The organism is Acidomonas methanolica (genome assembly GCF_004346035.1).
In the GTDB taxonomy this organism is placed as follows: Bacteria; Pseudomonadota; Alphaproteobacteria; order Acetobacterales; family Acetobacteraceae; genus Acidomonas; species Acidomonas methanolica.
Map to the genome: position 1 here is coordinate 122,405 of NZ_SLZN01000007.1, position 25,110 is coordinate 147,514.

18 protein-coding genes and 1 tRNA gene are annotated in these 25,110 nt (G+C 65.7%); 9 read left to right on the plus strand and 10 right to left on the minus strand.

Translation table 11 applies throughout. The features are described from left to right. Positions 1–516: 516 nt before the first annotated feature. Positions 517–1,680, minus strand: a complete 1,164-nt coding sequence (locus EDC31_RS07955; RefSeq protein WP_042061730.1) for an aminotransferase — start codon at positions 1,678–1,680, stop codon at positions 517–519. Between the two features lie 281 nt (positions 1,681–1,961). Between EDC31_RS07955 and EDC31_RS07960 the strand changes: the two genes are divergently transcribed. The 3 genes from EDC31_RS07960 to EDC31_RS07970 all read left to right on the plus strand — a co-directional run bounded on the left by EDC31_RS07960 (position 1,962) and on the right by EDC31_RS07970 (position 7,478). After that, positions 1,962–4,811 carry a TonB-dependent receptor gene (locus EDC31_RS07960; protein WP_081797883.1) on the plus strand — a complete coding sequence of 950 codons (2,850 nt, stop codon included), beginning with the start codon at positions 1,962–1,964 and terminating at the stop codon, positions 4,809–4,811. Between the two features lie 190 nt (positions 4,812–5,001). Beyond that, complete coding sequence (gene glnA / locus EDC31_RS07965; RefSeq protein WP_081797882.1) at positions 5,002–6,510, plus strand: type I glutamate--ammonia ligase; 1,509 nt, start codon at positions 5,002–5,004, stop codon at positions 6,508–6,510. A gap of 368 nt (positions 6,511–6,878) precedes the next feature. Further along, the gene (locus EDC31_RS07970; RefSeq protein WP_042061724.1) at positions 6,879–7,478 is read left to right on the plus strand and encodes a recombinase family protein; all 600 of its coding nucleotides are present in this window, start codon (positions 6,879–6,881) and stop codon (positions 7,476–7,478) included. A gap of 101 nt (positions 7,479–7,579) precedes the next feature. On the opposite strand, the gene EDC31_RS07975 is transcribed toward EDC31_RS07970, so the two are convergent. Both EDC31_RS07975 and EDC31_RS07980 read right to left on the minus strand, forming a co-directional pair. After that, positions 7,580–7,655: transfer RNA gene (locus tag EDC31_RS07975), tRNA-Ala, on the minus strand. Positions 7,656–7,743: 88 nt separating this feature from the next. Beyond that, a complete protein-coding gene (locus EDC31_RS07980) occupies positions 7,744–8,334 on the minus strand; it encodes a Maf family protein (protein WP_042061731.1) in 591 nt (196 codons plus the stop codon). Between the two features lie 470 nt (positions 8,335–8,804). Between EDC31_RS07980 and hemE the strand changes: the two genes are divergently transcribed. From hemE to hemJ, 3 genes are read left to right on the plus strand one after another with little or no spacing between them, the layout of a single operon-like run. Beyond that, positions 8,805–9,878, plus strand: a complete 1,074-nt coding sequence (gene hemE / locus EDC31_RS07985; protein ID WP_042059751.1) for a uroporphyrinogen decarboxylase — start codon at positions 8,805–8,807, stop codon at positions 9,876–9,878. Next, a complete protein-coding gene (locus EDC31_RS07990; protein WP_132126984.1) occupies positions 9,871–10,578 on the plus strand; it encodes an HAD family hydrolase in 708 nt (235 codons plus the stop codon). Before hemE ends, EDC31_RS07990 begins: the two co-directional genes overlap by 8 nt. Then, positions 10,575–11,009 carry a protoporphyrinogen oxidase HemJ gene (gene hemJ, locus EDC31_RS07995; RefSeq protein ID WP_042059756.1) on the plus strand — a complete coding sequence of 145 codons (435 nt, stop codon included), beginning with the start codon at positions 10,575–10,577 and terminating at the stop codon, positions 11,007–11,009. Before EDC31_RS07990 ends, hemJ begins: the two co-directional genes overlap by 4 nt. Before the next feature lie 116 nt (positions 11,010–11,125). Here hemJ and EDC31_RS08000 read toward each other — a convergent pair whose 3' ends face one another. The 7 genes from EDC31_RS08000 to EDC31_RS08030 form a co-directional block, all read right to left on the minus strand. Then, positions 11,126–12,082, minus strand: coding sequence for an NAD-dependent epimerase/dehydratase family protein (locus EDC31_RS08000; protein WP_239641690.1), 957 nt, complete (start codon positions 12,080–12,082; stop codon positions 11,126–11,128). After that, positions 12,075–13,058, minus strand: a complete 984-nt coding sequence (gmd, locus tag EDC31_RS08005; protein ID WP_042059757.1) for a GDP-mannose 4,6-dehydratase — start codon at positions 13,056–13,058, stop codon at positions 12,075–12,077. Before gmd ends, EDC31_RS08000 begins: the two co-directional genes overlap by 8 nt. Positions 13,059–13,158: 100 nt before the next feature. Beyond that, positions 13,159–14,352: a glycosyltransferase gene (locus tag EDC31_RS08010; protein ID WP_243697797.1), complete on the minus strand. Its 1,194-nt coding sequence runs from the start codon at positions 14,350–14,352 to the stop codon at positions 13,159–13,161. Further along, on the minus strand, positions 14,346–15,992 hold the full coding sequence (locus tag EDC31_RS08015) for a glycosyltransferase family 4 protein (RefSeq protein ID WP_132126985.1): 1,647 nt from the start codon (positions 15,990–15,992) through the stop codon (positions 14,346–14,348). Before EDC31_RS08015 ends, EDC31_RS08010 begins: the two co-directional genes overlap by 7 nt. Next, on the minus strand, positions 15,989–17,212 hold the full coding sequence (locus tag EDC31_RS08020; RefSeq protein WP_052512648.1) for an acyltransferase family protein: 1,224 nt from the start codon (positions 17,210–17,212) through the stop codon (positions 15,989–15,991). The genes EDC31_RS08015 and EDC31_RS08020 overlap by 4 nt, the downstream gene beginning before the upstream one ends. Next, positions 17,209–18,519 (minus strand): glycosyltransferase, encoded by a 1,311-nt coding sequence (locus tag EDC31_RS08025; RefSeq protein WP_042062430.1) that lies wholly within the window; start codon positions 18,517–18,519, stop codon positions 17,209–17,211. The genes EDC31_RS08020 and EDC31_RS08025 overlap by 4 nt, the downstream gene beginning before the upstream one ends. Beyond that, positions 18,516–20,162, minus strand: a complete 1,647-nt coding sequence (locus EDC31_RS08030; protein ID WP_132126986.1) for a glycosyltransferase — start codon at positions 20,160–20,162, stop codon at positions 18,516–18,518. Before EDC31_RS08030 ends, EDC31_RS08025 begins: the two co-directional genes overlap by 4 nt. A 472-nt stretch (positions 20,163–20,634) precedes the next feature. On the opposite strand from EDC31_RS08030, the gene EDC31_RS08035 reads away from it, so the two are divergent. The 3 genes from EDC31_RS08035 to pgm all read left to right on the plus strand — a co-directional run bounded on the left by EDC31_RS08035 (position 20,635) and on the right by pgm (position 24,818). Further along, positions 20,635–21,843, plus strand: a complete 1,209-nt coding sequence (locus EDC31_RS08035) for a glycosyltransferase (RefSeq protein ID WP_042062434.1) — start codon at positions 20,635–20,637, stop codon at positions 21,841–21,843. Continuing rightward, positions 21,840–23,036 carry a glycosyltransferase family 4 protein gene (locus tag EDC31_RS08040; protein ID WP_052512649.1) on the plus strand — a complete coding sequence of 399 codons (1,197 nt, stop codon included), beginning with the start codon at positions 21,840–21,842 and terminating at the stop codon, positions 23,034–23,036. The genes EDC31_RS08035 and EDC31_RS08040 overlap by 4 nt, the downstream gene beginning before the upstream one ends. Positions 23,037–23,159: 123 nt before the next feature. After that, positions 23,160–24,818: a phosphoglucomutase (alpha-D-glucose-1,6-bisphosphate-dependent) gene (gene pgm / locus EDC31_RS08045; RefSeq protein ID WP_132126987.1), complete on the plus strand. Its 1,659-nt coding sequence runs from the start codon at positions 23,160–23,162 to the stop codon at positions 24,816–24,818. Positions 24,819–25,110 lie beyond the last annotated feature (292 nt).

The following is a 25,110-nucleotide window of genomic DNA, read 5'->3' on the forward strand; positions in this document are numbered from 1 at the left end:
GTCGCGCCGGGCCGGAGGGTAACTCCCGCCCGGCGGGGAAGCAACCGCGCGATGGCGCCGACGGGAGTCCCCGGGCCGTTCGGGAGTGTTCTTCTTTTTCTGAAGAAAAAGAAGCAAAAAGACTTTTAAAAGAAAGTGTTTCAGAAATCGCGACTCACGCCGATCAGGGCTCTGCCCTTCACCCCATGAATTTCAACAAATTCAATTAAAGGGTTTCCAAAGGGCGACCGCCCTTTGGCAGGGTCCGGGGCAGAGCCCCGGAAGCGTCGCCTTCATGATACAACAACTTTCGAGACAGCCTTTATAGAGAGTGTTTCAGAAATCGCGACCCACGCCGATCAGGGCTCTGCCCTTCCCCCCATGAATTTCAACAAATTCAATTAAAGGGTTTCCAAAGGGCGACCGCCCTTTGGCGGGGTCCGGGGCAGAGCCCCGGCAGCGCCGCCCCCATGACCCAACGACTTTCGAGACAGCCGCCAAGGGTTTGGCGACGGCGCCCGACGTTTTTGGGAGCGTTCAGCCGAAAGCGGCGCGCAGGCGGATGAGAGCGTCCTGCAGCACGTCGTGCCTTTTGCAGAAGGCGAAGCGGATGAGGTTGCGCGGCGGTTCCGGCCCGTCAGGGGCGTAGAAGGCGGAAACCGGGATGGCGGCGACGCCCGCCTGCCTGACCATATCGCGGCAGAAGGTCACATCGTCGCGGCCGTTCGCATGGCGGGAAATATCGGTCACGAGGAAATAGCTGCCGTCGGCGGGAAGGGTCGGGAAGCCGAGACCATGCAGGCCATCCGCCAGCAGATCGCGCCTGGCGCGCAATTCCTCCGCCAGCGCCCGGAAGTAGCTCTCGCCCAGTCCCAACCCTACGGCGACGGCGCGCTGGAGGTTGGGCGCGGTGGAGAAGACGAGGATCTGATGCGCCTTGGCGACGAGGGCGGCGAGCGGAGCCGGAGCGGTGACGTAGCCGACCTTCCATCCGGTAAGAGAGAAACTCTTGCCCGCACTGCCGATCCGCATGCAGCGCTCGCGCATCTCCGGCAGCGTCATCAGCGGGATGTGCTTCACGCCGAAGGTGAGATGCTCATACACCTCGTCGCAGATGGCATAGGCATCGAACGCCGTCACCAGCCCGGCGATGAGGCCGAGTTCCTCGCGGGTGAAGACCTTGCCGCTGGGGTTCATCGGCGAGTTGAGCAGGATCGCCTTGGTGCGGGGACCGAAAGCGGCGCGCAACTCGGCGGGATCGAGCGACCAGCCGGGCGGATGCAGACGGACGCAGCGAGGCGTCGCGCCGATCATGCGCAGCACCGGCAGATAGGTGTCATAAAGAGGCTCGATCAGCACCACCTCGTCGCCGGGTTCCACGACGGCCATGAGACAGGCGGCGATGGCTTCCGTCGCGCCGGAGGTGACGACGACCTCCGTGGCCGGATCGACGGCGAGTCCATAGGACTCCCGATTGCCGCGGGCGACGGCCTCGCGCAGTTCGGGCAGGCCGGTCAGGGGAGCGTATTGGTTGCGGTCGTCGCCCAAGGCGGCGGCGGCGGCCTCGATGAGTTCCCTCGGCCCTTCGGTATCGGGAAAGCCCTGGCCCAGATTGATGGCCCCGTGCTCGGCGGCGAGTTGCGACATGACGGTGAAGATCGTCGTCGGCAGACCGGCGAGATAGGCGTTGGGGGCGGGCATGGCGTGTTTCCGGGGCATAAGGCGGATGGAACGGGATAAAAAAAGATCGAGAAACAGACAACAAAAAAGGAGAAGAGGGCAGAAGCTGAATTAAAATTAATTCTATCGCGCCCGGCCGCCTTGTCATCCCCGGCCCATGACGAAGTGTGATCGAGATGTCACATATCGACCCAATCGGGGGTTCTAAAATCCAATTTAATTTGTTGCCGCCGATGCACATAATAGCGTCGAAACATTCCGGATAACGATCCGAACACACCGATTATGTAATGGTATTTTTCATGACTTACCCGAAACGAACGACCTATCGTCGCGCGCTGCTGACCTGCGTCACGACGATCGGCTCCTGTGTGTTGCTCCCACCCGTCACGGCGCAGGCCGCGACGTCACATCATAAATCCCGCCATGCGAAAGCGGCACCGGTCACCGCCACGCCGGCCCCTGCCGCCACGGCGCAGACTTCCACGACCCTTCCTCCCGTCACGACACAGCGCAACGCCGCGGCCCAGGCCTCGATCGACAACAGCAGCCCGGAAAGCATCCAGGTCCGGGCCTTGCGCCGCCTGATCCGCGAGAAGGACAGCCCCTCCGCCGTCACCGAACTCGGAGCGAAGCAGATCTCCGCGAACGGCTCGATGGGCAGCATCGTGACGCTGCTGCGTCAGGCGCCTTCGGTCTATGTCTATCAGCAGGGGCCGGGCAACAACGAGCCGGTCTTCACCATCCGCGGCACGCGCGGGATGGAAGTCGCGCAGACGCTCGACGGCATTCCGATGCAGGATCTGCTGAACGGCGGATCGGGCAGCTATCTGCAAGGCATCGCGGGATATTATTTCAATACCGATCAGATCAGCGGCGTTTCGCTCTATCCGGGCGTCGCCTACCCCGATCAGTCCACCTTCGGCACGATCGGCGGCACGGTGGCCTACAAGTCGATGCGGCCTTCGACGAAGCGGGGGCTCGACGTGTTCGGCGGGGTCGGATCATTCGGCACCTGGAAGGAAGGATTCAAGGTCGATTCCGGCGGTCTGGACGGCGCGCTCGGCCGCGGCGTCGATGCGCCACGCCTGATGCTGCAATATTCCAACATGCAGACGAAGGGCTATATCGAGAACACGCCTGCGCGCTTCAACTCGATGGAGGCGGCGTTCGACAAGCCGTATGATTCGGGCCAGTCGATGTTCCAGGCCACCGTGCTCTACAACACGGGCAGCTCGAACTACATTCCGGAGCCGATTCCGAGCATCTATCAGCAGAAATACGGAAATTACTTCAATTACCCCAAGAGCGAGCAATACGCCTATACGCGTAACGATTATTTCACGATCATGCTGAAGAACGACACCTATATCAACGACTATATTTCCGTCGGTCTTTCCGGATTCTATCGTTACAACAACAGCTATTCCGATTATTACAGCAACATCAACACCTTCGCCCCGGCCGGGCAGTGGCCGGCCTATTCCATGAACGGGGTGACGCTGTTCAACCAGACGCTTGCAAATTTCGCCTATCAGCAGGTTTACGGCTACGGCAACCCCTATTACCAGCCCGGCGTCGTCACTTATGACGGCAACGCGCTCTACAACAACACCTCATCCTGCCCCTCGTCCTATGTGGCGCAATATGCGGGCGCCCCCACGCCGTGCGGATATAACTCGGAACAACAATATATTCACACGAATACTTACGGAATCCAGCCGCGCATCTCGATCACGCCGCCGGATATTTTCGGCATCCGCAACACCATTCACGTCGGCGCGCTGATCGCCCGCGAAACGCAGAACAATCTGGCCAGCTATGCGGGCGTCACACCCTATATCCCGCATGACGAGCAGAACCGGATTCCCGGCTATGGCGGCACCTTCCGCAATATCTATTCCGGATATGCGCAGGATCGTATCGATCTGCTGCATAATTCGCTGCACATCACGGGCGGCTTCACGATTCAGGGGACGAAGTCCGGCTACACGACGCCGTGGGTCTATGACGGCGACAGCCCGCCTGCCTCGTATCTCGCCGCCAATTCAGCCTACTGCAATCAGTATTCCTGCTCCTACGGCCCTTACAAATCCCGCAAATGGGACCGCAACTGGCTGCCTTTCGCGAACGTGACCTTCGATTTCGACAAGATTTCTCCCGTGCTCCGGGGGCTGTCCGCCTATGGCAGCATGGGCACATCCGCGCTCTACGCGCCGGTGACGGATTTCGGTCCGACCTTCGCCACCGCTCCGCCGAGCGCCTCGATCGTTCACATGTATGAGGGCGGCATCAAATACAACACCGGCAAGCTCGCGGTCTCCGCCGATTACTACTACCAGAAGGTGGACCGGGATTTCGGCTATTTCTCGGACCAGACCCCGAACACCGCGCTCTACGGCAAGAGCCTCTACACGAATGACGGCGAGCGCCTGATGCGCGGCGTCGAAATGAACGTGATCTACCAGATCAACAAGAACTGGCAGCTTTTCGGCAACTGGTCCTACAACAGCGCGCGCTACCTCAAGACCTATTTCGCCTTCGTCACGGTGCAGGAAGATCAGTTCGGCATCGCGTCGCGCGGATCGCATGTCACGGGCATTCCGTCCTGGCTTTCGACCTTCGGCGTGGATTACCACAAGAACAATCTCTTCCTGAATGACGACGACCTGAACGTGCGGTTCACGGGCCAGTATACGGGGCATCAGTACACCACATATGATCTTGGCGGGTTCGAGAATGTCGGCCCTCTTCCCGGCGTGACGAGCGGCACTAGCAACGGGTACGGCAGCTATAACTACTACAACGCCGTCGCGGGCAGCACGACGATGGACCCGAAAGGCGGCATCGCGCCGTACATGATCTTCAGCATCAACGTCGACTACCATCTGCCGGTCCATAATCTCGGCCCGCTGAAGTCCATCGACTTCAACATGAACGTCTATAACCTCTTCAATACGTTCTATTGGCAGTATAAATACAAGCAGATCTCCCCGAACGGCTCGGGCTGCGGCAATTTCGCGTCGAACCCGCCGGGTTTCAACGGCTTCGCGGGACAGCCGGTCAACATCTACAACTGCTCGACACAGTTCAGCGACGGCATTCCCGGCGTGCCCGCCCAGGCCATGTTCACCATGCGGGCGCATTTCTGAAGGAGCACATTTCCGAGAGAGGCGGGCGGGACGAGGCGGGGATTTGCAGAATCCGCCCCGTCCCGCTCTCGACAACGCCATAAATCTCCCGTAGTCGTTTTGCAGCCGTTAGAGATGCGGCGATGGTGGCGTCAGGTCAACAGGACGTCTCGGTCAGTTAGATTCAGTGGCAAGGACAGGTATCCGAGAGATGGCGAGAAAACCCGCGGCCCCGAAAGCTCCGGCGGCGAAGAAATCCCCCTCGCGTGCTGCGGCGGCAAGCGATTTGACGAAGCCCGCCGCACCGGACGCCGCAGCCGTCGCGCGCGTCTTCGAGTTGATTCAGGAACATGCGGTCGAACTCGTCGATCTGCGCTTCACCGACACGAAGGGGAAGTGGCAGCACACGACGCAGTGGGTTTCCACCATCGAGGAAGAGGTCTTCACCGAAGGCTTCATGTTCGACGGATCGTCGATCGCCGGCTGGAAGGCCATCAACGAATCCGACATGGTGCTGCTGCCCGATCCGACGACGGCCGTGATGGACCCGTTCTCGGCCAAGCCGCAGCTCATCCTGATCTGCGACATCATCGAGCCGCGCACCGGCGCATATTACAACCGCGATCCGCGCGCGACGGCGAAGCTGGCCGAGGCCTATCTGAAGACCACGGGGCTCGGCGACACGGCGTTCATCGGCCCCGAGGCGGAATTCTTCGTGTTCGACAGCGTGAAATTCGGCACGGGTCCGAATTTCGGCACCTACGAACTCGACAGCATCGAGGGGCCGGGCGCATCGCTGAAGGATTATCCGGAAGGCAATATGGGCCATCGCCCGGTGGTCAAGGGCGGGTATTTCCCGGTCGCGCCGGTGGACAGCGAGGGCGACCTGCGCGCCGAGATGCTGTCCACGATGGGCGAGATGGGCCTGCCGATCGAGAAGCATCATCACGAGGTGGCGCAGTCCCAGCATGAGCTGGGCTACAAATTCTCCACCCTCGTTCATGCCGGCGACCTGATGCAGATCTATAAATACTGCGTCCATAACGTCGCCCACGCCTACGGCAAGACGGCCACGTTCATGCCGAAGCCGATCTATGGCGATAACGGCTCGGGCATGCACGTTCACCAGTCGATCTGGAACAAGGGGAAGCCGACTTTCGCGGGCGACGAATATGCGGGGCTGTCGGAGACGGCGCTGTTCTATATCGGCGGCATCATCAAGCACGCCAAGGCGCTGAACGCGTTCACCAACCCTTCCACCAACTCCTACAAGCGTCTGATCCCGGGCTTCGAGGCGCCGGTGCTGCTGGCCTATTCGGCCGCGAACCGTTCCGCTTCCTGTCGTATCCCGTTCGGGTCGGGGCCGAAGGCGAAGCGCGTCGAGGTGCGCTTCCCCGATCCGACCGCCAACCCCTATCTGGCCTTCTCGGCCATGCTGATGGCGGGCCTGGACGGCATTCAGAACAAGATCCATCCGGGCGAGGCCATCGACAAGGATCTGTACGAACTGCCGAAGGACGAGTTGGCGAAGATTCCGACGGTTTGCGGTTCGCTGCGCGAGGCCCTGCTGTCGCTCGAGGCCGATCACGAGTTCCTGCTCAAGGGCGGCGTGTTCACCAAGGATCAGATCGAGGCCTATATCGAGCTGAAGTGGAAGGAAGTGTACCAGTTCGAGCACACGCCGCATCCGGTCGAGTTCGAGATGTACTACTCCGTCTGACCGCTCCACGCGCGGATCACGTTCCAGGGAAAACCGGCCTTCGAGGCCGGTTTTTTTTTACCCCGCACTCCACCCCGAAGACCTCCCGGTTCACTGAAAGTCCTGTTCGATCCGACAATGAACAACGCCAAGGCTGGCGTAAATTTCCGTCGGTATTAACGAAGGATTACCTCCTGTCACAACTGTCTATATCATGAAAAACGATATAGGTGATGCACGACGCTCGTGAATAGAATCAGAAAGCAGGATACGAATCTCATATTGACAAACTTGAAGCTGTGTTATTAGTGATCTTGTGCCAATCATGGAGTACGCATACTTTCCAGGTTTTTATATGATTCTGTCACTATAAGACATGACGACAAAATATGACGCGGAAGATCGGCTACGCCCGGGTAAGTACAATCGGGCAGACATTGGATATGCAGATCCAGACGCTCAGAACACATGGCTGCGAACGGATTTTCCAGGAAAAAGCCAGCGGCGCCGATGCGGAACGGGTCCAGCTTCGCCGATTGCTCCGCAGTCTCGCCGAGGGCGACGTCATCATTGTCACCCGGATTGACCGTCTCGCCCGCAGCACGTTCGACCTCTTCGCGATCGTCAAGGAAATCACCCGGAAAGGCGCTCAGTTCTATTCCCTCGCAGAACCATGGACAGACACCACGACCAGTACAGGCCGTCTGATGCTGGCCGTCCTCGGCGGTCTCGCGGATGTGGAACGGGATCTGATCCGCACACGAACGTCGGAAGGCCGGGCGCGTGCGATGAAGCAGGGAATCAAAATGGGCCGTCCGGCCCGCATCACCGAGGCTCAAAGATATGAAATCACCCGCAGACGTCAGGACGGAGAAGCACTGAAAACCGTCGCGGAAGCCTTCGGCATCAGCCCGGGCACGGTTTCACGAATCGTGACGGGCGCGGACAGCCACAGAAGCAGGAAAAAGGCAGCGTCAGAGGGCGTTTGATTTGAGTGAACCCCGCTCTTGCGAGGGTGTTTCTTCTTTTTCTGAAGAAAAAGAAGCAAAAAGACTTTCGAGGCTTTAGGGATGGAGCCTTGCAGGGAGATTGGTGGAGCCAATCGGAATCGAACCGACGACCTCTTGAATGCCATTCAAGCGCTCTCCCAACTGAGCTATGGCCCCGCCGTATCGTCATGGTTTCCTTGGGGTGAAACCGTGGCAGGCGTATAGCCAAGCCGTCCGGTCCTGACAAGCGGCAAATCGGGATTTTTTACGTCGCCAGCGCCCCCGCCTCACGCAACGCGCCGAACAGGGGCAGCCGGGGCAGGCCCAGAATGGCATCGTGACTCCCCTCGACCGCCGCGAAAAGCTGCACCCCCCGCCCTTCCAGGCGATACGCGCCCACACAGGCAAGCAGCGCATCGCCCTCCGCCGCGAGATAGTCATCCAGAAACGCCTCGGAAAACGCCCTCATCGTCAGGCATGGCGTCTCGACATGTGACCAGATTTCCCGCCCGTCCCTGTAAAGCGTCACCGCCGTCGGCAGCGTATGAGTCCGCCCGCGCAGCGCCAGAAGCTGCCCCCGCGCCGCCGCGCGAGTCGCCGCCTTGCCGAAAATCTCGCCGTCACAGACCAGAATCTGGTCCCCGGCAATCACCAGCCCATCGGAAAGCGCAACCGCCTCGGCCTTCGCCCGCGCCAGACGCAACGCCATCTCCCCGGCTCCGACCCCCTCCCGCAGGAAAGCCTCCCGCAACCCGGCCTCATCCACAAACGCCGGGCACGCCTCCACCGCGACGCCACTCTCCCGCAGCAGCGCCAACCGGGTCACGGACCCGCTGGCCAGAACAAGACGCGTCATCACCGAACCCTCCCGGTTTTTCGTTTTGAGGCAGTTCACCTTCTTTTTCTGAAGAAAAAGAAGCAAAAAGACTTTTGATCCTTTGGCGACGGAGCGTCACCGGGAGACTCCGTAACCAGGTCGGAAAAGTTTTTTGGTTCTTTTTTTCAAAAAAGAACAGCACCCCTCCCCCACCTGTGGACGAGTACCGGGAGTACCGGGGTACATGGGGATGGTACGCCTCTCCCCCGGCCGACGTACCGAGTACCGTGGATGGTACGCCGCCCGTCCGTACCGGGGGGTTGTACACAGCCTGTCGGGGGATGATTCGGGATAAACCGCTCCGACCCGCGGCTATCCGCGAGTCGCGCGTTGTACACAGTGTGGGGAACTCGGGGTACATTTTCGGAAAGACGGGTACCCCGACATCCACAGGCATCAATCACCCCGACAGGATTTCTTATTTTTATTTTTCGTGGTTAGTGAGCGTCATGGTTCGCGATCTCTCCTCTCCGTCCGCTGTCCCGCCTTCATCGACGCCGCCCGCCAAGCCGTTGCTGCGCGCCCTTGCTGGCGAGGCGCTCTGGCCGCCGCCGGTATGGCTGATGCGCCAGGCGGGGCGCTACCTGCCCGAATTCCGCGCCATGCGCGACAAGGCGGACTTCATGACCCGCTGCCTGACGCCAGACATGGCGGTGGAGCTGACGCTCCAGCCCATCCGGCGCTACGCCATGGACGGCGCGATCCTGTTTTCCGACATCCTGATCCTCCCTTGGGCGCTCGGCCAGAGCCTCGCCTTCGAGGAAGGGCGCGGCCCGGTGCTGGACCCGCTGCGCTCCGCCGCCGATCTCGCCCGGCTCGACCCCGCCCGCGTCGCCGAGGCCACGGAGCCGGTGCGCGAAACCCTGCGCCGCCTGTCCCGCGAACTGCCCGCCGCCACGACCCTGCTCGGCTTCGCGGGCAGCCCCTTCACCGTCGCCTGCTACATGGTCGAGGGCTGCGGCTCGCGGGAGTTCGGCGCCACGCGCGAGATGGCCTTGACCGACCCCGAACTGTTCGGCCGCCTGATCGCCCTGCTGACGGACTCGACCGCCGAGATGCTGATCGGCCAGATCGACGCCGGGGCGGAGGCCGTCATGCTCTTCGACAGCTGGGCCGGGCTCCTGCCGCCCTCCCAGTTCCGCCGGCACGTCATCGCCCCGACGCGGCGGATCGTCGAGCGCCTCCGCACGGCGCGGCCCGGCACGCGGATCATCGGCTTCCCCCGCCTCGCGGGCGTCATGGCCCCCGCCTATGCGCGTGAAACCGGGGTGGACGCGCTGGCCTGCGACACCAGCGCCGACATGGCCCAGATCGCCCGCATGGTGCCGGACACGCTGGTCCTGCAAGGCAATCTCGATCCGTTCATCCTCAAGACCGGCGGCGAGACCCTGCGCCGCGAGGCCCGCGCCATCCGCGACGGCCTGCGCGGACGGCCACATGTCTTCAATCTCGGTCACGGCGTAATGCAGGACACGCCGCCCGAGCATGTCGCCGCCCTGGTCGAGGCCGTGCGCGATGTCTGACACACAGCCCCACGCGCTCGATCCGGAGGGCAGGCTGCGCCTCGTCCTGTTCGACTGCGACGGCGTGCTGATCGACAGCGAGGCCCCCGCCATCCGCCTGATCGCCCGCCGCGCCGCCGAGCGGGGCGCACCGCTCTCCTTCGAGGAGGCCATGGAGCGCCACGCGGGCAAGGCGCTCGGCCATATCCAGCACGAGCTGGAGGCGGAATACGGCGTCTCGCTCGGCATGGACTGGGTGGCCCGCATCCAGGACGATCTCGTCGCCCTGATGCGGGAGGAGGCCGAGCCCGTTCCCGGCGCGCCCGCCATGCTGGAGGCGATGGGCCCGCTCGGCCTGCCCTTCCGCGTCGGCTCCAACTCCTCCCGCGCCGAGATGACGGCGAAATTCGGCCGCGTCGGCTTCACGGCGCATTTTCCGGAGGATCGCGTCCACTCGGCCCGCGAGATGGGCCGTCCCAAGCCGGACCCGCATGTCTATCTCCACGCCGCCGCGCAGGAAGGCGTCAGCCCTTCGGAATGCGTCGTGGTCGAGGATTCCGATCCCGGCGTTCAGGCCGCCCATGACGCCGGGATGGCCTGCATCCTGCTCCGTCCGCACGGCCCCATGCCGCCGCATGACTGGCCCGGCCTCGTCCACATCCGCCATCTCGACGAACTCGTCCCCCTGCTCGCCCGCGTGAAACGGACACAGACGTCATGAACGCCGTTTTTCCCTGGTTCCTCGCCTTCCACATCATGTCGTTCACCGCGTGGATGGCCGGGCTGTTCTACCTGCCGCGACTCTTCGTCTACCACTGCCAGACAGTTCCCGGCTCGCCGGAAAGCGAACGCTTCAAGCTGATGGAACGTCGCCTTCTGCGGCAGATCACCACCCCCGCCGCCCTCGCCACGCTGTTCTTCGGCGGCGCCCTGGCCTCCATCCCCCATGTGATCGACTGGTCCGCCCCCTGGTGGTGGGCCAAGCTCGCCGGCGTGCTCGGCCTTTTCATCTTCCACGGCGCCTGCGCCCGCTGGCGCCGCGATTTCGCCGCCGACCGCCGCCCGCATGCCGAGCGCTTCTATCGCTTCGCCAATGAAGTGCCGACCCTGCTGATGGCCCTGATCGTCATCATGATCATCGTTCGGCCTTGAGGAAGAGATCTTCTTTTTCTGAAGAAAAAGAAACAAAAAGACTTTTGATCCTTTAGCGACGGAACGTCACAGGGAAACTCCCAGGCCAGGGCGAAGAAGTTTTTTGGTTCTTTTTTTCAAAAAAGAACATCCCCCCGGACCCGCAGACGCCAGTCATCCAGAACATCCCCCAGCGTCACATCCCAGGGGATGGCGGGCGCCCAGCCGAGGCAGTCCCGTGCCTGACGCGCATCGCCGACGGCGCGGGGGATATCGGCGGGCCGCAAACGGGCGACGTCTTCCTCGACCTGAATGGGAACGGCCGCGCGGGCCAAAAGGGAGGAGAGCACGTCGCCGATCCGCCGGGGCACGCCGGAGGCGATATTGAGAACCGTCCCCGACGCCAGCGACTCCGCCTGCGCGACGGCGGCGAGATAGGCCCGCGCCACATCGCGCACATCCAGGAAATCACGCTCCGGCGCGAGCGCGCCGACCCGTATGACGGCGGGCCCGCGCCCGGCCTCGGCGAGCGCGATCTGCCGGGCGAAGGCGGGGACGACGAAATGATCGCTCTGACCGGGGCCGGTATGGTTGAAGGGACGCAGCCGCAGGACGGACAGCCCTTCCGCCGCCATCGCCCCGAGCGCCAGATCGGCGGCCGCCTTGGTCGCGGCATAGGTGTTGAGCGGCGCGGGCAGGGCCTGTTCGTCCAGAGCTTCGCCACAGCGGAAACTCGCGCCGTAGAGATCGGAGGAGGAGACGAAGATCAACCGGCATGCCGGCGCGAGATCGCGGATCGCCTCGGCGATGGCGAGCGTGCCGTGCAGATTGACGGACCAGGCGAGCGCGGGATCGCCACGCGCCACGCCGATGGCCGCGATCGCCGCGAGATGCAGACAGGCGGCGGGCCGCTCCGCCGCGAACAGCGCGCGCACGGCGTCGCGATCGGTGATGTCGGTCGCAGGCGTCAGGACCCGCGTCCCGGGCGAGAGACGGGCCAGCGCCGCCAGAACATGACGACCCACGAAACCGCCCGCCCCCGTGATCAGAAGCGGACCGGGAAGGGACAGAGACGCCGCGCCCCCCTCAGCCACGGCGCGCCGCCCCGTGCCGGACGAGATCGGCCTCGATCATCTCCGCGACCATCTCCTCCAGCGAGGTTTCCGGCTGCCATCCCAGCGTCCCGCGCGCCTTGGAGGCGTCGCCGAGCAGCACATCCACCTCGGCGGGACGCAGCAGATCGGAGCGGGAGACGACATGATCCTCGTAGTTCAGCCCGGCATAAGAGAAGGCGATCCGGCAGAACTCGCGGATGCTGGTCGTCCGACCCGTCGCGATCACGTAATCGTCCGGCTTGTCCTGCTGGAGCATCAGCCACATCGCGCGCACGTAATCCCGCGCATGGCCCCAGTCGCGCGTGGCGTCCAGATTGCCCAGCGACAGGTCGCGGGCAAGGCCGAGCTTGATGCGCGCAACGCCGTCCGTGATCTTGCGCGTCACGAACTCGATGCCGCGCAACGGACTCTCGTGATTGAACAGAATGCCCGAGGATGCGTGCAGCCCGTAGCTCTCGCGGTAATTCACGGTCATCCAGTGCGCGTAAAGCTTGGCGACGGCATAGGGGGAACGCGGATAGAAGGGCGTCTTCTCGCTCTGCGACGGTTCCTGGATCAGACCGTACATTTCCGAGGAGGACGCCTGATAGAAGCGCGCAGCACTCTCCGTGATGCGGATCGCTTCCAGCATCCGGGCCGCGCCGAGCCCCGTCACCTCGCTGGTCAGGAGCGGCTGATGCCACGAGGTGGCGACGAAGCTCTGGGCGGCGAGATTGTAGATCTCATCGGGCCGGACCTTCTGAAGCACGCGGATGAGACTGGCGAGGTCGATCAGATCGCCGTCCACAAGCTCCACCTGATCGAGCACGCCGAGCCAGCGCAGCCGCTCGCCGATGACGTCCGACGAGGCGGAACGCCTCAGCAATCCGACGACGCGATAGCCCTTCCCGAGCAGCAGCCGAGCCAGATAGGCGCCGTCCTGGCCTGTGATTCCGGTGATGAGAGCGACGGGCATGAGAACCTCTGGACATTGAACGGAATGAAAAACACCCCCGCCGGACCATGACGCCCGGAAGCGGCTGACAGAAGACGGAACGCAGGACGCGGCAAAAATGTCATGCGATCCCGTTCGCGTCGAGCGCGGCGTCGAGCTGGCTGTCGTCCAGCGCGCGCAACGCATGGGCCCGCCCCGCCGCGCCGAGCGCGGCGCACAGGGCGGGATCGTCCGCGAGACGGCGAAGCCAGTCGGCGGCCTCCTCCGTGTCCGGTTCCGCCCATTCCGCGCCGGGCAGCGCATAGACGTCATGCCCGTCGCGGGCCGGGACGAGACGATAGCCGACCAGCGCGCCCGACCGCGCATCCATGAAATCGAGAGTGCCCGAATAGCCGGTCGCCACCACGGGAATGCCGAGCAGCGCCGCCGTGGCGGGCACGAGGCCGAACCCTTCGGACCGATGCAGGGAGAGCACGACATCGCTGGCCGCCATCAATCCGTGCAACGCGTCCTCTTCCAGACTCTGCGTCACGACGCGGATATTGGCCGCCCCCCCGATCGCCGCACGGATCGCGGCGAAATCCTCCGGATAATCCTTCTCCCCGGTCAGCTTGAGGACGAGCAGCGCATCGCGTCGCGTCCCGAAAGCCGCCTTGAACGCCGCGATCGCGCCCTGCGGGTTCTTCCGCGCGCAGCTCGACGAGAGATTGAACACGGTCAGGACGACGAAGCAGTCCCCGGGCAGGCCGAACGCCGCCCTGTCGCCCACGGGCGTGAAGGGCAGCCGGGCCAGCAGGGGATAGGGAACGCGCCGCACCCGCCCCGGCGCGACCGTCTCGAAAGCCTCCGCCGTGAACCGCGTCGGCGCCCAGATTTCATGGACGAACCGCGCGCCGATCGCCCAGTCCTTCGGCACGCGGGACAATTCCCAGGCCCAGACGCCGATGATCCGCCGCCCGCGCAACAGGCCGCGCGGTTTCAGCCGCGCGAGGCCGACGGGCAGGAACGGCGCGTTGACCACCGCGATGACGGCGGCGCCCGGCGCGGGACTGCCGACGTAGTCCGCCGCCACGCTCGGCAGGCCCAGCGGCATCGTCCCGCGCAGCAACCCGCGCGCGGCCAGGGCGCTGCCGTAGAGCCGCCCGCTGGCGGCGATGCCGTTGCGCCCGTCGAGATCGCCGGCGACGATCGCGCCGTCGCTCCGGCCCGGCGCGGGACCGGGCGCGACGGCGACCGCCGAGGCCACCCGCGCCATGGCCGCCCGCCGGACCGTTTCGGGCAGGAGCCGCCAGGCGCGATGGGCGAGGGTCAGCACGGCTCCGTCCTGGCGTCGAGGGCCGCCCCGGCGTCGAGGCCCGCACCGTGCAGAAGATCGAGAATCGCGGCGGCGCTGTCGTTCCAGCCGGGCGTGTCGCGGAACGTCTCGCGGATCTGGACCCGCCAGAACTCGAGCGTCGCGGGATTGTCCAGAATCTCGCGGACGGCCCGCAGCGCGTCATGCAGGTTGTCGGGATCGAAATAGCGCGCCAGCGTGCCCCCCGCCTCGGGAATCGAGGTCTTGTCGGCCGCCAGACAGGGCGCGCCATGGGCGAGACTCTCCGTGACCGGCAGCCCCCAGCCTTCGTACAGCGAGGGATAGAGGGTGAAGAGGCAATCCTCGTAGAGCGCCGCAAGCTCGCCGTCGCTGGGCGCCTCGATGAGGAGAATCTTGCCGTCGAGCCAGTCGGCGTTCTTGAGCTGCTGCATGAGATCGGCGACCAGCCACCCCACCCGCCCGGCGAAGACGAGCGTCGGAACCTTCTCCCGCGGCATCACATCCAGCAACTTGCGCCAGATGCGGAAGAGCAGCAGATGGTTCTTGCGTGCCTCGATGGTCGAGACGATGAGCGCGAAGGAGCGGCGCGGCGGCAGACGCCCGGTCCATTCGGGAACCGGCGGCCGGCCGAAGCCGGTCCCCAGCGGAATGGTCCGCACGCGGTCGCGCAGGGACAGCCCCGTTTCCGCGACATAACGCTCCACATCTCCGGCGGTGGTGCGGGAGATGGAGAGCAGCACGTCCGCGAGCGGAAGAACGTTCTGGAACCAGTTCCGGAACGCCCTGACGAGATTGCGGTCGCACCATTCCGGACGCCGGAGCGGAATGATGTCGTAGAGAAGCAGCGCGAAGCGCATGTCGTGCCGGGCGCATGTGCCCGCGACGAGATCGGCGTAACCGTCGAGAAACCATGGCGATCCGAGGCAGACGAGCCAGTCGCCGGGCGCGACGCCGGTGCGGAACGGGATGTCCGTATCCTGCCGGGCATGCGCCTCCGCGCTCGCCGATGACGGCCCGGACGCCGCTTCGCCCGACGCGGTCGCGGCAAGGGCCGACGCGGCGGCGAGCGCCTGCCGCCGCCGGAGGCGGTCGCGGATCATGTCGCGGAGATAGCGGATCGCCTCGAGCTGATGGACGCGATAATGGCGCAACCCCCGCGCGATGTCGGGCGGCAGGCGCGTCATGATGCGGTGGCGCAGGCGGCGCGCGAGACTGAGCGGCGGCGGCTCGTACGCCGCCGTCTCCTCCTCCGCCTCTTCAGGCGTTTCCGGCGGCGGCGGCGCGGAAGGCGTCGTGACGGCGTCGGTCAGCCCGTCGAACAGCGCCTCGATCTCGGCGAAGCGGACGCTGACGAAATCCTTGCCCGACCCGCTGTGCCGGACGAAACGCACCTCGCCCGGCGCCAGCGCGACCAGCGCCCTCTGCACCTCGAAGGCGAGGCGCTGGATGCCGCTCGGGCGGCTGGTGTTGGAGGCGTATTGAAACAGATCCTCGACGTCGATCCACAGTCGCGTCCGGGATTTTTTTCCGTCGAGCGACCGGCTGTCCGGCGAGGAGACGATCGAGAAGGGCCGAGGGGCCGCTCCGGTCGGAAGGGTGTCGCGGGAAGAGGTGATGCCTGAAGAAGGTGATACGGTCATGCATCCTGAGCCTGAGGTCTTGCCCGGATTTCGCCTTGGGTCGCGACCTGCGCGTTCCGGGCGAAGCGCCGCGCGGCGATCCTGCCGTGCTCGCGCAACGGGCACTCCAGAAAGGTGTAGTTCATCTCCGTGACGATGGCGAGCAGCAGCAAGGTAACAGTAAGATACGCCACCGCCTGGACCCTGCTGGGAACAGCCATGTCATAAATTCGGTACCAGAGTTCGTGCATGGCGAAATAAACGGGAATATGGACGAGATAAAGGCTGTAGGAGCGCGCGGCGATCAGCTCCGCGAGCCGCCGGACCGGACCGGGCGGCCAGAGATATCCGCCGTCATAGGACGCCACCCAGACCAGCGCCCCGGAAAGCGCCGCGATCGGCCCCTGGAAATACGGCACGATGTCCAGCGTCATGGAGCCGAGGCTCGAAAGCAGCGCCACGACCCCCACGAGAAGCGCGATGCGCGCCACCCGCCGCGTGCCGAGAAAGACCGGCGCGCACATCGCATAAAGCGGCGAGCGCGCGGCCATGGCCAGCAGAACGCCCGCGCACAGACCCCCGACGCGGATCACGAGAAGCACCGGATTGATCGGCAGGAAGAACGTCGCGGCAAACAGCCCGAGTAGCACCAGACGGAGCCGGTGACGCAGGAAGAAGATCGCAAAGGGCAGGATGATGTAGAATTGCTCTTCGAGGGAGAGGCTCCACTGCACGAAGGCCGTGCCCTTGTCGCCGGGCGACTTCAGATGCGCGAGATAGAAATTGGCGAGGTTCGTGAAGCCCGCCACCGCCATGCTCCAGTTGTCGCGCAGGCTGTTATAGGCGCCGGAACGGTTGAAGATCAGACACAGCACCAGCGGCGCGAGCAGCCAGAACCAGGCGGCGGGCCAAAGCCGCCAGGCCCGCCTGATCCAGAAGACCGTGGCGATCGGCACGAAACGGCCGATGTCCCGCACGCCCTCCAGCTTCGGCAGCAGGGTGCGCGCGATGACGAAGCCGGAAATGGCGAAGAAGAGATCGACCCCGCTCCACAGGCTCGAAAAAAAGATCAGGTCGCCCAGGCGGGTGGACCAGAAAACGAGGTTGAACGGCACATGCGCGACAAGCACCATCAGGATCGCCAGCGCGCGCAGCACCTCGATCTCGCCGATGCGCCCGCTCGCCCGCTCGCCCGTCCCCGCCTCACCGGCCGGGGCGCGCTCCGCCGCCAGCATGTTCATGCGCGCACCTTCGCGAGCCCGGAGCCCACGGACGGCAGGGCCGTCAGAAGAGACACCAGACCATCCCTGACGGCGGCGCGCGAGCAATGGCGGCGGAGGCCCTCATGCGCGGCCTTCGCCATGCGGGCATAGCGCGCCGGGTCCGTCCGGGCGACGCGATAGCTCTCGTCCAGCGCCGCCATGAGGGACTCGAAATCGATCCGGTGACGGAGGGTCCGATACATCTGGCGCGGATCGTGCGGCCAGGATGTCGGCTCGGGATGCGACCGGACGAGGAACGCGTTCTCCTCCGTCACGTAATCCCGCATCGAACTGTGAACCGGCGTCACCGCCGGCTTCCCGGCGCTCATATACTCCATCAGCGGCAGGCATTGCCCCTCCCCGTGCGAGGCGTTGAGCGTGTAATGGCTGGACGCGGCGAGACGCCGGTACGAGTCGTCGCAGAGATAGCCGTCGATGATGACGACGCGGCAGGCGAAGGGCGGCAGCTTGGCGAGATCCTTCATCATCGCGCCGATCACCTCGTCACAGCGATGATGGGTCAGCTTCAGCACCAGCGTCGCATCCGCCCGCTCCCGCATGGCGAGACAGAAGGCGCAGATCATGTCGAACCAGTTCTTGCGCCCGTCGAGCGGGCAGAAGACCGCGCTGTAGATCACCCCGTCCAGCGTGATGTCCCGCTCGGTCTCCCGGCTCCCCGCATGATCCGGAAGCGCCGGATGCACATGCTTGGGGCAACGGAGCGGCGCATAGGGCGCGAAATCGATCGAACGGCTGTCATAGACCCGCCCCCGCACCCGCAGCGTCCGCTCCCGCCCCAGCTCGGGAACGCCGTGCGGGACATGAAGCGGCGCATACTCGTCCCAGACCGGCGCGGGCAGGCTCGCGACGTCATAGGACGCGCCCATGGCCCGCGTCACCGCCTCCGCCGCGAAGCGGGAATGGGTGATCGCCCGGCCCGTGGCCGCCAGAACGGTGCGCCAGTCGTTGCGCGGATCGTCGTCCCAGCTTTCGGTGGGAATCGCGTCGAATTCCCAGGCGAAGACGGGAATGGTCGGGCAGTCGCGCGCCACATAGGTCCGGTGCGGCGGCGAGAAGCTCAGGAAGACGCAGGTCTCGCCATGCCGCCGCGCGTTGCGGGCCAGACGATCGACCTCCCGCTCCGGGTCCGCGACCGCGACGGTCAGCCCCATCTCCTCGAGCAGCGGGCGGAAGGCTCTCAGGACGAAGTAATAGCTGTATTCCGGCAGGCCGAGATTGGCGTCGATCGTGCCGTCCGTGGTTTCCGAATGGATCAGGAAGATCATGCCGCGATCTCGCAATCCGGGTCGAAGGCGGGAGCGGGCTCGGGACCGATCCGCGGCATCTCCCCCCGGACATCCAGCGCTTCCGCGAGCAGATCCCGCACCCGCCCGCCCGCGCAGTACCGGCGCATCGCCGCATGCGCCGCCCGCCCCATGGCGTCATAGGCGCCGTCGCCGGACAGCGCGACGCGGAAGCTGGCGCGGAACGCCTCCTCGATGGAGGACCAGTCCAGCCGGTAGCGCATGGTCGTGAAGAGATCGCGCGGGTCGAACGGCCAGACATTGTGTTCGAGCCCGGAGCGGAGAATGAAAGCCGCGTCCCGCCTGACATAATCGGCCATCGCGGTATGATCCGGCGCGATGGCCGGCACCCCGGCGGAGAGGAACGCCATCAGCGGCAGGCAGAGCCCCTCGCCATGGGAAACATTGACGTAATACGTCGTGGCCCGCACGAGGGCGGCGTATTCGGCGTCCTCCAGGAAGCCGTACGCCAGCACGACCCGGCAGGCGAAGGGCGTGAACCGGCTGAGCGCGTGGTAGATATGCGAATGCATGCTCTCCCGCGCGCTGCGCGGCATCTTCAGGACCAGCGTGGCGCGCGGCTCCTCGCGGAAGGCCCAGAGAAAGGCCGTGACCAGATCGAGCCAGTTCTTGCGCCCGTCCGCCGGTGACAGCACCGCCGTATAGACGACCCCCGAGAGACGCACGACCTGCTCCGGCTCCAACTCCGGCTCGGGTTCCGGTTCGAGCATGGCCTCCGGCATCTCCGGCGGCGCGGTTTCCTGCATGGCGGGGCGCGGGAGGAGCGCGCGATAGACGCGACGGCCCACGCGGGCGAGCCGCGCCAGAATCACCCGCAGCCGGTCGGGGAGCATGTCGAACAGCACGTCGCGATACCACGCCTCGGCATAACCGAGACTGAGCGACACCCTCTCCCGCGCCCCGCGCCGCGCCGGCAGGAGCAAAGGCGGCGGAACCCCCTCCGGATCGGGCATCGGCGCCTGAGAGTCGGCGGCCGGAGGCGGCTCCTCCGCCGCGACGGGCGGCGGCGGCGTCATCGGCCACGGCAGCGGGCCGCGAAACAGCGGATCGGCATGGCTGTCGCACACCGCGCCACGAAAGGCGAAGACACGCTCCTCCTCGAAGCCGCCGCCCTCCGCCCGCTGGTCGAAGAGCGGCGCCATCGCGTCATAGCTCGGCGTCGGAATCGCGAAGACGGGAAAATCCGCGCCCATCGCCTCCCTGACCAGATCGGCCGTGTGGGTGGAGAGCGTGATGGCGCGTCCGCAATGGCGCAGCACGACGCGCCAGTCGGAGCGGGGATCGTCGCTCCATTGCTCGCAGGGCAGGGAGGAAAACTCCCAGGCGAAGACAGGAATGGTCGGACAACGCAGGGTGACGGGCACGAGATGCGGCGGCGCGAAGCAGAGAAAGACGCAGGCGCGCCCCTCCGCCAGACAGGCGTCATACAGCGCATCGACCTCGTCCTCGGGCGACGCCACATGCACGACCTCGCCGATCCGGCCGAGAATCGGCGCATACCCCTCCAGGACGAAATGATAGCTGTATTGCGGTGCGCCGAGAGCCGTCCGGACCGAGGCGGCGTCGAATTCCGAATGGACGAGGATCATCGGGGATGTGGACACTCTCTGGCTGCTCCGCCCGCCATCCGCCCGGCGCGCGAACCCGGCGCGGATCAGTGGTTCATATAACTGTTGTTTGTTAGACTATTGCTCCAGGGAGACGCAAACGCCCGGACCGGCCCTCCCGTTCCCATCACCCGGCTGCCCCCGAAAAACCGGCGCGGGCGGGACAATATATTGAATTAAAAAGAAAAAACCTGTGTCGAAACCGAATGTAAGGCAGGATTGCCAAGCATTTCACGCATTTCACGTTGCGTAAAGGGATGGCATCCCCCGCTCGTTCACCGTGTTGTGACAGGCGAAGCGCCCGCGGACGCCTCAACTCCTCGCGAAGCACCCCGCCGGACCCGGCGGCAGGACGCAGTGCGACACAGGACGCAGCCCCGCATGCCGAACGCCGAACAGCTATACGATCGTGAATAATGTCACATCGACATTGACAACATAAAATGCGCGCCGGAATAGTCTGACGATAATGACGCCGCTTCCTCATTCCGCCACCCGGCTCGCTCACCGCGTCTGGCGGTTGCTTCCCCGCGACGCCCGACGGCGCGGATTGGCCGGGGCCTCAGCGGTTCTGGCGCGCAAGCCCGACAAACACCCTCCCGCCCGCAGCGACGGCGTCCTCGTCGCGGGCGAGATGGACAGCGCCAACGGGCTGGGCGAGGCCGCGCGCCTGTTGAATCAGGCCGCTGCAACCCTGGGAAAGGCGCGCGGCACGCTGCGCCTCGGCCTGCCCGGCCTCGTGGCGCGGGACCGCCCGCCCCACGCGCCGGGCGCCGCGCTGCTGGCGGCGGTGAACGCGCCCTGGCTGCCCGCGGCCCTGCTGGGAGCGCCGCGCGACCTCCTCGCCGGACGGCGCGTGATCGGCTTCTGGGCGTGGGAATTGTCCGCCGTGCCGCCCTCATGGCGGGACGGGGCGAAATTCGTGCATGAAATCTGGGCGCCGTCCTCTTTCGCTGCGGCGGCATTCGAGCCGCTCGCGCCGGGCCGGGTGCGCGGCGTGCCGCTCCCTCTCGCGGCGCTGGACATGCCGGTCGAAGGAGATCGGGCGGATTTCGACCTGCCGGACGGCGTGTTCACCGTCACGGTGATCTTCAACCTCGCCTCCTCGATGGAACGCAAGAACCCCCTCGGCGCGATCGCCGCCTTCCGCGCCGCGTTCGGCGCGAGCCGGGATCATCTCCTGGTGATGAAACTCACCGGCGCCGAGGCATACGGGCAGGATCTCGCGCGGATCGCCGAGGCCGCCGCCGGCGCGAATGTCCGGCTGATCACGGAAACATGGACCGAACCCCGCCTGCGCGGCCTGATCCGGGCGAGCGACGTCGTGCTGTCCCTGCACCGCTCCGAGGGGTTCGGGCTGGTGCCCGCCACGGCGCTGCTGCTCGGGCGTCCCGTCGTGGCGACGGGCTGGTCGGGCAATCTCGACTTCATGACCGAAGGAAGCAGCGCGCTCGTCCCCTGTCGCCTCGTGCCCGCCCACGATCCGCGCGGAACCTACGACCTGCCCGGCGCGCTCTGGGCCGAGCCCGATGTGGAGGCGGCGGCGGACTGGCTGCGGCGTCTGGCGGACGACGCCGCGCTCCGCGCCCGGCTGGCGCGCGCCGGAGAGGCCCATGCGCGCGCGACTCTGGGGCTGGAGCCCTTCGCGGCGGCGCTGGCGGCGAGCGGCGTCGCATGAAGCCGCTCGTCTGGCATTGGGGCCGACGCGGAGCCGGACCTCTCTTCGCGGTCCGCCTGACCGAGGCCCTGAACGCGATCGCGGGGCAGGAGGCGTGCCTGTCCCTGGCCGCCCGCGCCGAACTCCTCGCCGGACCGGACGCCCCGCCCTGCGACTGGCGCGAGCCGACCTACGAGACGCGGCTCGGCTACGCGGCACGGCGGCTGACCGCGCCCATGCGGGTCCGGCAGGCGATCCGGCGGCTGGAAATCCTCGCGCCCGACATCGCGATCTGCGCCATGCCCGCCCTGCTCGACGGCACGATGACGGCCGCCCTCGCGGCGCGGCACATTCCCTACGCGGTCGTCGTGCATGACGCCGAGGCGCATCCGGGCGACGCGTTCCGTTTCCGTCTCATGGGTCAGGAAAATCTCCTGCACGGGGCCCGGCACCTCTTCTGCCTGTCGGGCCATGTGGAAAACGGCCTGCGGGCACGCGGATTCGGACAGTCCGGCCAGACGCTCACCAAGCTCTGGCTCCCCTATATGGGCGTCGAGATGAGCCTCGACGCCGACGCACGCGCCGGAACCACCCGAGCTCCGGCGCGGCCGGACCGGCGGCCCAGAGTGCTGCATTTCGGCAGGCTCCTGCCCTATAAGGGGCTGGACCTCCTGGCGGACGCGCTCGAACGGCTCGGCCCCGACCTGCCGTTCGACATCAGAATCTGCGGGGAAGGACCGGATTCCGCCGCGCTCCGCCGCCTGCGCGCCATGCGGCATGTGCAGGTGGAGGCGCGCTGGTTCGCGGAGACGGAACTCCCCGCGCTCTTCGCCTGGGCGGACGCGCTGGTGCTGCCCTATCGCGAGGCGAGCCAGTCCGGCGTCGCCGTCATGGGGCTGGCGGCCGGGCTGCGCATCCTCGCGACGGCGGTGGGCGGATTGCCGGAGCAACTCGCCGGCGTGGAAGGGGCGATGCTCTGCGCCCCGACCGCGCCGGCCATCGCGGAGGCGCTTCTGGCCCTGGCGGCGGCACTCCGCGAGGGCGGGACGACCGCCCCCGCGATTCGGGACTGGCGGCAAAGCTGGCGGGATCTGGCGACCGTCATGCTCGGCGTCATCCGCGGAGACGCGGCACCGGCGGACACCGCCACCCGCCTCCCGGCCCCGGCCGCCTGGCAGCCCGCCTCCCCGCTGCCCGCGACCTCCGGCTCATGACCCCCGCGCCCCGATGCCGCGCGTCCGGGGCTGGACGAACCCGTCCGCGAATGGTCTTCTCCCCTCTCCGGGCGAGGTCTCCTACGTTCGGACCCTGACGAACCGCAGGAAGTTGGAACCCCCATGTCCACTGTCAGCACCACTGTCAGCCCCCTTGCCGGCAAGATTCTCGACCCGGAATCCCTGCCCGACATTCCGGCGCTGATCGACGCCTATTACACCCGCCGGCCCGATCCCGGCGTCCCGTCCCAGCGCGTCTCCTTCGGCACCTCCGGCCATCGCGGCTCCTCGCTCCACGCCAGCTTCAACGAGGCGCATATCCTCGCCATCTGCGAGAGCATCTGCCGCCACCGCAAGACGGCGGGGATCGACGGCCCGCTCTTCATGGGCATCGACACCCACGCCCTCTCCGGCCCGGCGCAGCGCACCGCGATGGAAGTCTTCGCGGCCCACGGGGTCGAGCTGCGCGTCGCGGCGGGCGGCGGCTTCACGCCGACGCCGGTGATCTCCCACGCCATTCTGGGCTGGAACAAAGGCCGCACGAGCGGCCTGGCGGACGGCGTGGTCGTCACCCCCTCGCACAACCCCCCCACGGATGGCGGATTCAAATACAACCCGCCCAATGGCGGCCCGGCCGACACCGACATCACGAAGGCCATCCAGGACATGGCCAACGGCTTCCTCAAGGACGGGCTGAAGGAGGTCGAACGCATCCCCTACGAGCGGGCCGTGAAGGCGGCCTGCGTGCAGGAATATGATTTCGTCACCCCCTACGTCGCCGATCTCGCATCGGTCATCGACATGGCCGCCATCCGCGACGCGAAGGTGAAGATCGGCATCGACCCGCTGGGCGGCGCCGTCGTCGATTACTGGCAGCCGATCATCGACCGCTACGGCCTGAACGCCACGGTGATCAGCACCGCCGTCGATCCCCGCTTCGGCTTCATGACGGCGGACTGGGACGGCCAGATCCGCATGGACTGCTCCTCGCCCTACGCGATGCGCCGCCTCATCGGGCTGGGCAAGGATTTCGACGTCGCCTTCGCCAATGACACGGATTCCGACCGCCACGGCATCGTCGCCGAGCCTGACGGCCTGATGAACCCCAACCACTACCTCGCCGTCGCCGTCTCCTATCTCTTCCGCAACCGCCCCGGATGGCGGCCCGATCTGGGCGTCGGCAAGACGCTGGTCAGCTCCGGGTTGATCGACCGCGTCGCCGCCGAGATGGGGCGCAAGCTGGTGGAGGTGCCGGTCGGACTGAAATGGTTCGTCCCCGGGCTGATGGACGGCACCCTCGGCTTCGGCGGCGAGGAAAGCGCGGGCGCCACCTTCCTGCGTCAGGACGGCACCGTCTGGACCACGGACAAGGACGGCCCCATCCTCGGCCTGCTTGCCGCCGAAATCACGGCCAGAACCGGCAGGAACCCCAGCGCGCATTACCACGAGATCACCGCCCGCCTCGGCACGCCCTATTACGAGCGGATCGACGCCCCCGCCAACGCGGAGCAGAAGACGAAGCTCGCCCGCCTCTCCCCCGAGCAATTCCCCCTCGACGAACTCGCTGGGGAAAAGATTACCGCCAAGCTCACCAAAGCCCCCGGCAACGGCGCGCCCATCGGCGGCCTCAAGGTGACGACGAAGGACGGCTGGTTCGCCGCCCGCCCCTCCGGCACCGAGGACGTCTACAAGATCTACGCGGAAAGCTTCAAAAGCCCCGAACATCTGAAAACCATCCAGATCGAAGCCCAGACCGCCATCGCAAACGTCTTCGATACCTGACAGGACCGGGAGGGGGGCTGTTCTTCTTTTTCTGAAGAAAAAGAAGCAAAAAGACTTTTGATTTTTTGGCGACAGAGTCTCGCCGGGAGACTCCGCCGCCAAGGTCGAAGACGTTTTTTGGTTCTTTTTTTCAAAAAAGAACCAGACCCTCCCCGCCCGAATCAGGCCATGGCAAGAGCCATGTCCTCGATCGCATTCTCTGCCAGATAAGGCCCACCCGCCTTGATCTGGATGGTGAGGATCGCGACACTGTCGGGCTGGCGCGTGCCGAGGGGCAGAAGCGCGTCACCGC